The organism is Enterobacter sp. ECC-219, assembly GCF_043966805.1.
GTDB classification, from domain to species: domain Bacteria; phylum Pseudomonadota; class Gammaproteobacteria; order Enterobacterales; family Enterobacteriaceae; genus Enterobacter; species Enterobacter cloacae_N.
Map to the genome: position 1 here is coordinate 2,074,020 of NZ_CP143680.1, position 13,121 is coordinate 2,087,140.

Sequence of the window (13,121 nt, forward strand, 5' to 3'; positions counted from 1 at the left end):
CAGGATAATGAAACTCGAATTCTCAGTTTATCGTTATAACCCGGATGTTGATGATGCTCCGCACATGCAGGATTACACCCTGGAAGCGGAAGAAGGCCGTGACATGATGCTGCTGGATGCGTTAATCCAGCTGAAAGAAAAAGATCCTACGCTGTCGTTCCGCCGCTCCTGCCGTGAAGGGGTTTGTGGCTCTGACGGGGTGAACATGAACGGCAAAAATGGCCTGGCCTGCATCACGCCAATTTCAGCGTTGCAGCGTCCTGGTCAGAAAATTGTTATCCGTCCTCTGCCAGGCCTGCCGGTCGTGCGTGATTTGGTGGTAGACATGGGGCAATTCTATGCACAATATGAGAAGATTAAACCTTACTTATTGAATAATGGGCAAAATCCACCCGCTCGCGAGCACTTACAGTCTCCTGAGCAGCGTGAAAAACTCGATGGGTTGTACGAGTGTATTCTTTGTGCATGTTGTTCAACGTCCTGCCCGTCGTTCTGGTGGAACCCGGACAAGTTTATCGGCCCGGCCGGTCTGCTGGCTGCCTATCGCTTCCTGATCGATAGCCGCGACACCGAAACCGATAGCCGTCTGGAAGGACTGAGTGACGCTTTCAGCGTATTCCGCTGCCATAGCATCATGAACTGCGTCAGTGTGTGTCCGAAGGGGCTGAACCCGACGCGCGCCATCGGCCATATTAAGTCGATGCTGCTGCAGCGCAGTGCGTAAGTAGTGAGAGGGGAGCGCTGTTCCCCCTCACCCTAACCCTCTCCCTAAGGGAGAGGGAACAGATTGCAGAAACCTTTAAAAACTGCCCTGAAGTCTAGACAGTTTCTAAAGGTTCCTTCGCGGGCCAAATGAAAAGAGCTCGCAGGTGAACCCCGGCACGTACACGTGGTGTGCGTGGTAGTTTCTACGGCGAAAGTAAGCATAAAAATGCTTAAGGGATCACGATGCAGAACGGCGCAATGAAAGCCTGGCTGGACTCTTCTTACCTCTCTGGTGCAAACCAGAGCTGGATAGAACAGCTCTATGAAGACTTCTTAACCGATCCTGACTCAGTGGACGCAAACTGGCGTTCCATGTTCCAGCAGTTGCCTGGTACAGGGGTCAAACCGGATCAATTCCATTCCAAAACACGTGATTATTTCCGTCGTCTGGCGAAGGATGCCTCACGTTACTCTTCTGCGATTTCCGACCCTGACACCAATGCGAAGCAGGTTAAAGTCCTGCAGCTTATCAACGCTTATCGCTTCCGCGGTCACCAGCATGCGAATCTCGATCCGCTGGGACTGTGGAAACAAGACCGTGTGGCCGATCTCGATCCGGCGTATCACGATCTGACCGAGGCCGATTTCCAGGAAAGCTTTAACGTAGGTTCCTTTGCCATCGGCAAAGACACGATGAAGCTGGGCGATCTGATTGACGCGCTCAAGCAAACCTACTGCGGCTCCATCGGCGCGGAATATATGCACATTACCTCTACCGAAGAGAAACGCTGGATCCAGCAGCGCATCGAATCCGTAGCGGGCCACGCGACCTTCTCGGCTGACGAGAAAAAACGCTTCCTGAGTGAACTGACCGCAGCGGAAGGGCTTGAGCGCTATCTGGGCGCGAAGTTCCCGGGCGCAAAACGCTTCTCGCTGGAAGGCGGCGACGCGCTGGTGCCGATGCTGAAAGAGCTGATTCGCCACGCAGGCAAGAGCGGCACCCGTGAAGTGGTGCTCGGCATGGCGCACCGCGGTCGTCTGAACGTGCTGGTCAACGTGCTGGGTAAAAAACCCCAGGACCTGTTCGACGAATTCGCGGGCAAACATAAAGAACACCTCGGCACCGGCGACGTGAAGTATCACATGGGCTTCTCGTCGGATATCGAAACCGAAGGCGGTCTGGTTCACCTGGCGCTGGCGTTTAACCCGTCGCACCTGGAAATCGTCAGCCCGGTGGTTATCGGTTCCGTACGTGCGCGTCTGGATCGTCTGGACGAGCCGAGCAGCAATAAAGTGCTGCCAATCACCATCCACGGCGATGCGGCGGTAACAGGGCAGGGCGTGGTTCAGGAAACCCTGAACATGTCGAAAGCGCGTGGCTACGAAGTGGGCGGTACCGTTCGCATCGTGATCAACAACCAGGTGGGCTTTACTACCTCTAACCCGCTGGATGCGCGTTCTACCCCATACTGCACCGACATCGGTAAGATGGTACAGGCACCCATCTTCCACGTTAACGCGGATGACCCGGAAGCCGTTGCTTTCGTTACCCGCCTGGCGCTGGACTTCCGTAATACCTTCAAACGCGATGTGTTCATTGACCTCTTCTGCTACCGCCGTCACGGCCACAACGAAGCGGATGAGCCAAGTGCAACCCAGCCGCTGATGTACCAGAAAATCAAAAAACACCCGACCCCGCGCAAAATCTATGCTGACAAGCTGGAAAGCGACAAAGTGGCGACGCTGGAAGATGCGACCGAAATGGTCAACCTCTACCGCGACGCGCTGGACGCGGGTGAATGCGTAGTGAAAGAGCTGCGCCCGATGAACATGCACTCCTTTACCTGGTCTCCGTACCTCAACCACGAGTGGGATGAGAGCTACCCGAACAAGGTGGAGATGAAGCGCCTGCAGGAGCTGGCTAAACGCATCAGCACCGTGCCGGACGCTATCGAGATGCAGTCTCGCGTGGCGAAAATTTACGCTGACCGTCAGTCCATGGCGGCAGGCGAGAAGCTGTTTGACTGGGGCGGCGCGGAAACGCTGGCTTACGCGACGCTGGTTGACGAAGGCATTCCTGTTCGTCTGTCCGGTGAAGATGCGGGTCGCGGCACCTTCTTCCACCGTCATGCGGTGGTTCACAACCAGTCTAACGGTTCAACCTACACCCCGCTGCAGCACGTGCACAACGGTCAGGGCCAGTTCAAGGTCTGGGACTCCGTGCTGTCTGAAGAAGCGGTACTGGCTTTCGAGTACGGTTACGCCACGGCAGAACCGCGCACCCTGACCATCTGGGAAGCGCAGTTCGGTGACTTCGCCAACGGTGCGCAGGTGGTTATCGACCAGTTCATCTCCTCCGGCGAGCAGAAATGGGGCCGTATGTGTGGCCTGGTGATGCTGCTGCCGCACGGTTATGAAGGTCAGGGTCCGGAGCACTCCTCCGCGCGTCTGGAACGTTATCTGCAGCTTTGCGCCGAGCAGAACATGCAGGTCTGCGTGCCGTCCACCCCGGCTCAGGTCTACCACATGCTGCGTCGTCAGGCGCTGCGCGGTATGCGTCGTCCACTGGTGGTGATGTCGCCGAAATCCCTGCTGCGTCATCCGCTGGCGGTGTCCAGCCTGGATGAGCTGGCGAACGGCACCTTCCTGCCGGCCATCGGTGAAATTGACGAGCTGGATCCGCAGGCCGTGAAGCGCGTGGTGATGTGTTCTGGTAAGGTTTATTACGACCTGCTGGAACAGCGCCGTAAGAACGATCAGAAAGATGTCGCCATCGTGCGTATCGAACAGCTTTATCCGTTCCCGCATCAGGCGATGCAGGAAGTGCTGAAACAGTACGCTCACGTACATGATTTTGTCTGGTGCCAGGAAGAGCCGCTCAACCAGGGCGCATGGTATTGCAGCCAGCATCATTTCCGTGAAGTGATTCCATTTGGGTCAGCCCTGCGCTATGCAGGTCGCCCGGCCTCCGCCTCTCCGGCGGTAGGGTATATGTCCGTTCACCAGAAGCAGCAACAAGATCTGGTCAATGACGCGCTGAACGTCGATTAATTAAAGGATACATAATGAGTAGCGTAGATATTCTTGTTCCCGACCTGCCTGAATCCGTAGCAGATGCGACCGTCGCTACCTGGCACAAAAAACCAGGCGATGCCGTTAAGCGCGATGAAGTGCTGGTAGAAATCGAAACTGACAAAGTGGTACTGGAAGTACCGGCTTCGGCGGATGGTGTTCTGGACGCGGTGCTGGAAGATGAAGGTACCACCGTCACCTCTCGTCAGATCCTGGGTCGCCTGCGTGAAGGCAACAGCGCGGGCAAAGAGTCCAGCGCCAAGTCTGAAGAGAAAGCCTCTACGCCGGCTCAGCGCCAGCAGGCTTCTCTGGAAGAACAGTCTAACGATGCCCTCAGCCCGGCGATCCGTCGCCTGCTGGCGGAACACAGCCTTGACCCGGCAGCCATTAAAGGCACCGGTGTGGGCGGTCGTCTGACGCGCGAAGATATCGACAAGCACCTGGCGAAAGCGCCAGCTCAGGCAGAAGCGAAAGCCCCTGCGGCAGCACCAGCAGCTCAGCCTGCTCTGGGCGCACGCAGCGAAAAACGCGTGCCAATGACCCGCCTGCGCAAGCGCGTGGCCGAGCGTCTGCTGGAAGCGAAAAACTCCACCGCGATGCTGACCACCTTCAACGAAGTGAACATGAAGCCAATCATGGACCTGCGTAAGCAGTACGGTGACGCCTTTGAAAAACGTCACGGTATCCGTCTGGGCTTTATGTCCTTCTACGTGAAGGCGGTGGTTGAAGCGCTGAAACGCTATCCGGAAGTGAACGCGTCTATCGATGGCGATGACGTGGTTTACCACAACTATTTCGACGTCAGCATGGCGGTTTCTACTCCACGTGGCCTGGTAACGCCGGTTCTGCGTGATGTGGATACCCTGGGTATGGCTGATATCGAGAAAAACATTAAAGAGCTGGCTGTTAAAGGCCGCGACGGCAAGCTGACCGTAGACGACCTGACCGGCGGTAACTTCACCATTACCAACGGCGGCGTATTCGGCTCGCTGATGTCTACCCCGATCATTAACCCGCCGCAGAGCGCGATCCTGGGTATGCACGCCATTAAAGATCGTCCTATGGCGGTAGACGGTAAGGTTGAGATCCTGCCGATGATGTACCTGGCGCTCTCTTACGATCACCGCCTGATCGACGGCCGCGAGTCCGTAGGCTTCCTGGTGGCGATTAAAGAGCTGCTGGAAGATCCAACGCGCCTGCTGCTGGACGTCTAGTTTTGCAGTCTTGCCCGGCGGCGTATGGCTGCCGGGCCAATAAAAGCACGACCTAACGATTACCTGAAGGATGGATAGAACACATGAACTTACATGAATATCAGGCCAAACAGCTGTTTGCCCGGTATGGCTTACCGGCTCCGGTGGGTTATGCCTGTACTACCCCGCGTGAAGCAGAAGAAGCCGCATCTAAAATCGGTTCCGGCCCGTGGGTAGTTAAATGTCAGGTTCACGCTGGTGGCCGTGGTAAAGCGGGCGGTGTGAAGGTTGTAAAGAGCAAAGAAGAGATTCGTGCGTTTGCTGAACATTGGCTCGGCAAGCGTCTGGTGACCTACCAGACAGATGCAAACGGCCAGCCGGTCAACCAGATCCTGGTTGAAGCGGCAACCGATATCGCGAAAGAGCTGTACCTGGGCGCGGTTGTTGACCGTAGCTCCCGTCGCGTGGTGTTCATGGCGTCTACCGAAGGCGGCGTGGAAATCGAAAAAGTGGCGGAAGAAACGCCTCACCTGATCCACAAAGTGGCTATCGATCCGCTGGCGGGCCCAATGCCTTACCAGGGGCGCGAGCTGGCGTTCAAACTGGGCCTGGAAGGCAAGCTGGTTCAGCAGTTCACCAAGATCTTCATGGGTCTGGCGACCATCTTCCTGGAGCGCGACCTGGCGCTGATCGAGATCAACCCGCTGGTGATCACCACCCAGGGCGATCTGATCTGCCTCGACGGCAAGCTGGGCGCTGACGGCAACGCGCTGTTCCGCCAGCCGGATCTGCGCGAAATGCGCGATCAGTCTCAGGAAGATCCACGTGAAGCGCAGGCGGCACAGTGGGAACTGAACTACGTAGCGCTGGATGGTAACATCGGCTGCATGGTTAACGGTGCGGGCCTGGCAATGGGCACCATGGATATCGTTAAGCTGCACGGCGGTGAGCCAGCAAACTTCCTCGACGTGGGCGGTGGCGCAACCAAAGAGCGCGTAACCGAAGCGTTTAAAATCATTCTCTCCGACGACAACGTGAAGGCTGTTCTGGTGAACATCTTCGGCGGTATCGTCCGTTGCGACCTGATCGCAGACGGTATCATCGGTGCGGTAGAAGAAGTGGGTGTTAATGTTCCGGTTGTTGTGCGTCTGGAAGGTAACAACGCTGAACTCGGCGCGAAAAAACTGGCTGACAGCGGCCTGAATATTATTGCAGCGAAAAGTCTGACGGATGCAGCTCAGCAGGTTGTTGCCGCAGTGGAGGGGAAATAATGTCCGTTTTAATTAATAAAGATACCAAGGTTATCTGCCAGGGCTTCACCGGTAGCCAGGGGACTTTCCACTCCGAACAGGCGATTGCCTATGGTACGCAGATGGTTGGCGGCGTAACGCCAGGTAAAGGCGGTACCACCCACCTGGGCCTGCCTGTGTTCAACACCGTGCGTGAAGCGGTAGAAGCGACGGGCGCAACCGCGACCGTGATCTACGTTCCGGCTCCGTTCTGCAAAGACTCCATTCTGGAAGCGATCGACGCAGGCATTAAACTGATCATCACCATCACCGAAGGCATCCCGACGCTGGATATGCTGACCGTGAAGGTGAAGCTGGACGAAGCAGGCGTGCGCATGATCGGCCCGAACTGCCCTGGCGTTATCACCCCGGGCGAATGCAAAATCGGCATCATGCCGGGCCACATTCACAAGCCGGGCAAAGTGGGCATCGTGTCCCGTTCCGGTACCCTGACCTATGAAGCAGTTAAGCAGACCACCGATTACGGCTTCGGCCAGTCCACCTGCGTGGGCATCGGCGGTGACCCGATCCCGGGCTCTAACTTCATCGATATCCTGAAGCTGTTCCAGGAAGATCCGCAGACTGAAGCGATCGTGATGATCGGTGAGATCGGCGGAAGCGCGGAAGAAGAAGCGGCTGCTTACATCAAAGAACACGTGACCAAGCCAGTTGTGGGCTACATCGCGGGTGTGACCGCGCCGAAAGGCAAGCGTATGGGTCACGCAGGTGCGATCATCGCCGGTGGTAAAGGTACGGCTGATGAGAAATTCGCAGCGCTGGAAGCCGCAGGCGTGAAGACCGTTCGCAGCCTGGCGGATATCGGCGAAGCACTGAAATCCATCATTAAGTAAGTCCTCTCTGCTCCCCGAAAGGAGGGCGTTGAAGTATAAAAATGTCCGTTTCGACATGGTTGGCCGCTGTAAAGCGGCCTTTTTTATTGCCTGCGTTTGGCGACAAGCGTGAACTTGTAATCGTCGGTATTGAACACGTTGCGGCTGTATTCAAATACCCGTCCGTCCTTCAGAAACCCGCGGGAGACTTTTTCCAGGATCGGCTTTGCCGGATCGAGCGCCAGCGCGGCAATCGCCTCTTCTGACGGCATGATCGGCACCAGCTCCTGCTCGCTGCGATCGATAACCAGCTTCTTGATCTGCTCAACGTAGTGGTATTTCGAATTCTCCATCACTTCCCAGGTGAGGTCGGGGAACATCGGCAGCGGCATCCACGTTTCTTCCAGATTCACCGGTTTTTGTTTGATAAAGCGGACTCGTTTGACGTGCCAGACTTTATCGTCCGGGTTGATCGCCAGCCGTGCCGCGAGCATATCATCGGCTTTCACCACTTCGAAGACCCTGACGTCGCTGTGCGTATCGACGTTTCGGTCCGCCAGCTTTTCGTAAAATCCGGTGAGCTGGTAAATATCGTAGTTAACCCGCTCCTCTTTTACATACGAGCCGCTGCCCTGAATGCTTTCGACGATCTGCTCATCGGCGAGCAGCTTCAGAGCCTGCCGTACGGTGACACGGCTGACGCTAAAAGCCTCCTGAAGGCTGGACTCCGTCGGGAGTGCGTCCCCGGGTTTTAATTCCCCGGCATTAATTTTCTCGCGGAACGCATCGGCTATCTGCCGGTACATTGGTTTATTGCCCATTTCATCGCGCCTGCTTAATACCTTTTTAGGGCATTATGCATTCAACTAATAATTTGTAAATAATACAACTAAAATACAAATTTGACGGTTAGTGAAAATGATCACATAAATGTATTATTAAGTCTGCCAGAATCCTTCCCAGACAATAACTTTTTATAGGTGAGGATCTTTATGAACCTGACGACTCTGACCGATCCGCGTGCTGTCTGCGTTCAGGCGCAGTTTACTGGCCGTGATGAGGCAATCCGTCAGCTTGCAGCGCGGCTGGTGACGCTGGGCAAAATAGCGGACGCCGATGCCTTTCTGGCGGCAGTTTTCCAGCGTGAATCGCTTGGCCCGACGGCGCTGGGAGAAGGACTGGCCGTACCTCACGGTAAATCAGCAGCCGTGAAGGAAGCGGCTTTTGCCGTGGCAACCCTGAGCGAACCGCTGGAGTGGGAAGGCGTTGACGGACCGGAAAAGGTTGAGCTGATTTTTCTGCTCGCTATTCCGCCTGCACAAGCCGGTTCGACGCATATTCAGGTGCTAACGGAGCTAACGTCTCGCCTGGCGGATGACGATCTCAGGGCACGGGTGATGGCGGCCTCCACGGCGGAAGAAGTTCTTGCTGCGCTGGAAGCTGCTCCTGATGCGGAAGAGGCCGATGTCGCGGTAAATGCCCCGACAATCGTCTGCGTTACCGCCTGTCCGGCTGGAATCGCCCATACCTACATGGCTGCGGAGTATCTGGAAAAAGCGGGACGCAAACTGGGCGTCAACGTGGTGGTCGAAAAGCAGGGGGCGAACGGCATTGAGGGACGCATCACCGCGCAGCAGCTGCAGGAGGCCAAAGCCTGCATCTTTGCGGCGGAGGTGGCGATCAAGGAGAGCGAACGTTTTCAGGGGATCCCCGCCATTTCAGTGCCCGTTGCGGAACCTCTGCGCCATGCTGAAGCACTCATTGAACGCGCGCTGGCACTCCAGCCCTCAACCGATGCACGTCAAGTGCATGGCGATCCCGAAACGAAAAAGAGCGTTAAAACTGAACTCAAGCAGGCGCTTCTTAGCGGTATCTCCTTTGCGGTGCCGCTGATCGTCGCCGGCGGGACGGTGCTGGCCGTGTCGGTACTGCTGGCACAAATTCTGGGCCTGCAGCACCTGTTCGACCAGGAAAACTCGTGGCTGTGGATGTACCGCAAGCTTGGCGGCGGCATGCTCGGCATTCTGATGGTACCCGTTCTGGCGGCCTATACAGCTTACTCGCTGGCGGATAAACCCGCGCTGACGCCGGGCTTTGCGGCCGGGCTTGCAGCCAATATGATCGGTTCCGGTTTTCTGGGCGCTATCGTCGGAGGGCTGATCGCGGGTTACCTGATGCGCTGGGTGAAAAATCACATTCGCCTGAGTAGCCGCTTCAACGGTTTTTTAACCTTTTATCTCTATCCGGTTATTGGCGTACTGGGTGCGGGCAGCCTGATGCTGTTTGTGATCGGTGAGCCGGTGGCCTGGCTTAATACTACGCTCACCGCCTGGCTTAACGGTTTATCCGGTGCGAATGCGCTGCTTCTGGGGGCGATCCTCGGCTTTATGTGCTCATTCGATTTGGGTGGCCCGGTCAACAAAGCCTCTTACGCGTTCTGTCTGGGAGCGATGGCTAACGGGGTATACGGTCCCTATGCGATCTTTGCCTCCGTCAAAATGGTGTCGGCCTTTACCGTGACGGCGTCAACGATGCTGGCGCCGAAGTTTTTTAAACCGTTTGAAATTGAAACCGGTAAATCAACGTGGCTGCTCGGCCTGGCGGGCATTACCGAAGGGGCGATCCCAATGGCGATTGAAGATCCGCTTCGCGTCATTGGCTCATTTGTGCTCGGCTCCATGGTAACAGGCGCGATTGTCGGCTCGATGGGGATCGGGCTGTCCACGCCGGGGGCCGGTATTTTCTCTCTCTTTTTACTTCACGATGCCGGGTTGAGCGGTGTGGTTGCGGCGGCGGGCTGGTTTGGCGCGGCGCTGGTGGGTACCGCTATCTCCACCTTTATTCTGCTGCTCTGGCGACGTCAGGCGGTTAAAAAGGGCAAATACGTCATTGAAGACGCCATACCGTAAAAACTCACAAAACAGGAAACGAAGATGAAAGCTGTATCTCGCGTTCATATCACGCCGCATATGCACTGGGACCGTGAGTGGTACTTCACCACTGAAGAGTCACGTATTCTTCTGGTCAATAATATGGAAGAGATCCTGACCCGTCTGGAGCAGGACGATGAATATAAATATTACGTCCTCGATGGCCAGACGGCGGTGCTGGAGGATTATTTTGCCGTCGTGCCCGAAAACCGGGCACGCGTGAAGGCGCTAGTCGAGCGCGGAAAGCTCATTATTGGCCCCTGGTATACCCAGACCGATACCACTATTGTCAGCGGCGAGTCGATTGTCCGCAACCTGATGTACGGTATCCGGGACTGTATGGCGTTCGGCGAGCCGATGAAGATAGGTTATCTGCCGGATTCGTTTGGTATGTCCGGCCAGCTTCCGCATATCTATAACGGATTTGGCATTACCCGCACCATGTTCTGGCGCGGCTGTTCTGAACGACACGGGACCGATAAAACCGAGTTTCTCTGGCAGAGCCAGGACGGCAGCGAAGTTACGGCTCAGGTGCTGCCGCTGGGCTACGCGATTGGTAAGTACTTACCGGAGGACGAAGCCGGGCTGCGAAAACGGCTCGATAGCTATTTCGACGTTCTGGAAAAGGCCTCCGTCACCAAAGAGATTTTACTGCCCAACGGCCACGATCAAATGCCGCTGCAGCAGAACATTTTTGCGGTGATGGATAAGCTGCGTGAAATCTATCCCCAGCGTCAATTTGTGATGAGCCGTTTTGAGGAGGTGTTTGACCATATCGAGGCGCGCCGCGATGAGCTGGCGACCCTGAAAGGGGAGTTTATCGACGGGAAATATATGCGCGTTCACCGGACAATCGGCTCCACGCGCATGGATATTAAAATCGCCCATGCGCGTATCGAGAATAAAATTGTCAATATTCTCGAACCGCTGGCGACGCTTGCCTGGACGCTGGGCTTCGATTACCACCACGGCCTGCTGGAGAAGATGTGGAAAGAGATCCTCAAAAACCACGCTCACGACAGCATCGGCTGCTGCTGCAGCGACACGGTGCACCGCGAGATTGTCTCCCGCTTTGAGCTGGCTGAGGACATGGCGGACAACCTGGTGCGTTTCTATATGCGCAAGATTGTCGACAACATGCCGCAAAGCGACGCCGACAAGCTGGTGATGTTCAACCTGATGCCCTGGCCGCGTGAAGAGGTGATGAACACCACGATTCGACTGCGCGCCAGCCAGTTCCGTCTGCGGGATGATAAAGGCAACGAGATCCCGTATTTCATTCGCAGCGCGCGCGAGCTCGACCCTGGTCTCATTGACCGGCAGATTGTCCATTACGGCAATTACGAACCGTTTATGGAGTTTGATATTCAGCTCAGCCAGATACTGCCGTCGATGGGCTACCGTACGCTGTTTATCGAACCAAACGTGGCCGGGAAGGTGCTCTCGCCGGTGAAAAACACCGAATCCTTGCTCGAAAACGCCTTCTGGCAGATTGATATAAATAACGACGGTACGCTGCGCCTGCGCGACAAAGAAACCGGGCTGATTTATGACCGCGTGCTGGAAATCGAAGAGAGTTCGGATGATGGCGATGAGTACGACTACTCGCCTTCGCGGGAAGAGTGGAGACTCACTTCTGCACAGGGCGAGCATCAGGTCGAGGTTATACACGAAGGCTGGCAGAGCAGGGCGGTGATTCGCCATCAGATCGCGGTACCATCTAATCTGGCCGAACGCGCGGCGGGTCAGCGAAACGGGTCTCTCGGCGCTGAGTTTGAAATCACGCTTAGCCACCACAGCAGACGTATTGATGTGGCAGTGCGTCTGGATAATCAGGCTGACGACCACCGCGTTCGCGTGCTGATCCCAACGCCGTTTACAACCCAGGGCGTGTTAGCGGATACGCAGTTTGGCACTCTCACTCGTCCGGTGCAGGACGCGGCGATGGAAAACTGGCAGGAGGAGGGGTGGAAAGAAGCGCCGGTTCCGGTCTGGAACTTACTCAACTATGCCGTCCTGCAGGAAAAACGAAACGGGCTTGCGCTGTTCACCGAAGGACTACGCGAGTTTGAAGTAGTAGGCGAGGATAAAAAAGCCTTTGCCCTGACCCTGCTTCGCGGCGTGGGGTTACTCGGCAAAGAAGATTTGCTGTTGCGCCCCGGTAGACCTTCAGGAATCAAAATGCCTGTTCCTGACTCCCAGGTGCGCGGTTCGTTAAGCTGTCGCTTTAGCCTCTTCAGCTTCAGTGGAACGCCGGAAAACGCGGGCGTCGCGCAGCAGGCTAAATCGTGGTTAACACCGGTGCAGTGCTATAACAAAATTCCCTGGGACGCGATGAAGCTCAATCGCTCGTCGTTTACCACGCCGGAAAGTTACAGTCTGCTGGCGCTTTCGCCAACGGGATGCGTGCTCAGTACGCTCAAAAAGGCTGAAGATCGAGACGAGCTCATTCTTCGTCTGTTCAACCCTTCTGAGTCCAGCGCATGTGACGCGACGTTATCCGTGGATCCGACCGTGAAACGGTGCTGCGAAACGGACATGAATGAACGGATAATAGACAATCGTGAAGAAGAGGGCATCGTCGGGGCGTTCAGACCGGGACAGTCACGAACCTTCAGCATTCTTCTTGCCTGAAAAACGCTGACACGATCAAAAGGCCGCAGAGTTTGCGGCCTTTTATCATTAAATAGTCACGCTTCGGTGTTAACTTCCGGGATAATAAAAGTAAATCAAATGTAATTTCTAAGGGTTGCAAAAACAGAATGGAAAAATAAACTGGCCCGACTACGCTTATTGCTTGTCTCGCTTCGGCAGGGCGTTTTTCTCTCGCGTTAATTAAAATCACTTCTGTTTATATTTTTTTCGTCTTCGATAACCAATCGCATCCTGGATATGCTGACCGTGAAGGTGAAGCAGGATGAAGCAGGCGTGCACATGATCGGCCCGAACTGCCCAAGCGTTATCACCCCTGGCGAATGCAAAATCGGCATCATGCCGGACCACATTCATCGGCCAGTCCACCTGTGTGGGCATCGGCTGTGACCCGATCCCTGGCTCTAACTTCATCGACATCATAAAATATGTCCGTTTCGACATGGTTGG

General features: G+C 55.7%; 8 protein-coding genes and 1 pseudogene. 8 read left to right on the plus strand and 1 reads right to left on the minus strand.

Annotated elements, in window-relative coordinates:
- Positions 1-7 precede the first annotated feature (7 nt).
- The 5 genes from sdhB to sucD all read left to right on the plus strand — a co-directional run bounded on the left by sdhB (position 8) and on the right by sucD (position 7,110).
- A complete protein-coding gene (sdhB, locus tag V1603_RS09740; RefSeq protein ID WP_395313844.1) occupies positions 8-724 on the plus strand; it encodes a succinate dehydrogenase iron-sulfur subunit SdhB in 717 nt (238 codons plus the stop codon).
- A gap of 224 nt (positions 725-948) precedes the next feature.
- The gene (sucA, locus tag V1603_RS09745; protein WP_116343910.1) at positions 949-3,756 is read left to right on the plus strand and encodes a 2-oxoglutarate dehydrogenase E1 component; all 2,808 of its coding nucleotides are present in this window, start codon (positions 949-951) and stop codon (positions 3,754-3,756) included.
- A gap of 14 nt (positions 3,757-3,770) precedes the next feature.
- Entirely contained in the window at positions 3,771-4,991 is a 1,221-nt protein-coding gene (odhB, locus tag V1603_RS09750; protein ID WP_008501093.1) for a 2-oxoglutarate dehydrogenase complex dihydrolipoyllysine-residue succinyltransferase, read from the plus strand.
- An 83-nt stretch (positions 4,992-5,074) separates the two neighbouring features.
- Positions 5,075-6,241 carry an ADP-forming succinate--CoA ligase subunit beta gene (sucC, locus tag V1603_RS09755; RefSeq protein ID WP_006809579.1) on the plus strand — a complete coding sequence of 389 codons (1,167 nt, stop codon included), beginning with the start codon at positions 5,075-5,077 and terminating at the stop codon, positions 6,239-6,241.
- Entirely contained in the window at positions 6,241-7,110 is an 870-nt protein-coding gene (gene sucD / locus V1603_RS09760; protein ID WP_008501094.1) for a succinate--CoA ligase subunit alpha, read from the plus strand. The genes sucC and sucD overlap by 1 nt, the downstream gene beginning before the upstream one ends.
- Before the next feature lie 83 nt (positions 7,111-7,193).
- Here sucD and V1603_RS09765 read toward each other — a convergent pair whose 3' ends face one another.
- On the minus strand, positions 7,194-7,910 hold the full coding sequence (locus V1603_RS09765) for a GntR family transcriptional regulator (protein WP_395313845.1): 717 nt from the start codon (positions 7,908-7,910) through the stop codon (positions 7,194-7,196).
- Positions 7,911-8,081: 171 nt separating this feature from the next.
- On the opposite strand from V1603_RS09765, the gene mngA reads away from it, so the two are divergent.
- The 3 genes and pseudogenes from mngA to V1603_RS09780 form a co-directional block, all read left to right on the plus strand.
- Positions 8,082-9,998, plus strand: a complete 1,917-nt coding sequence (gene mngA / locus V1603_RS09770; RefSeq protein ID WP_395313846.1) for a PTS 2-O-a-mannosyl-D-glycerate transporter subunit IIABC — start codon at positions 8,082-8,084, stop codon at positions 9,996-9,998.
- Between the two features lie 24 nt (positions 9,999-10,022).
- Positions 10,023-12,653: a mannosylglycerate hydrolase gene (gene mngB, locus V1603_RS09775; RefSeq protein WP_395313847.1), complete on the plus strand. Its 2,631-nt coding sequence runs from the start codon at positions 10,023-10,025 to the stop codon at positions 12,651-12,653.
- Positions 12,654-12,905: 252 nt separating this feature from the next.
- Positions 12,906-13,113, plus strand: a pseudogene (locus V1603_RS09780) (succinate--CoA ligase subunit alpha); the annotation flags it as partial.
- Between the last annotated feature and the right edge of the window lie 8 nt (positions 13,114-13,121).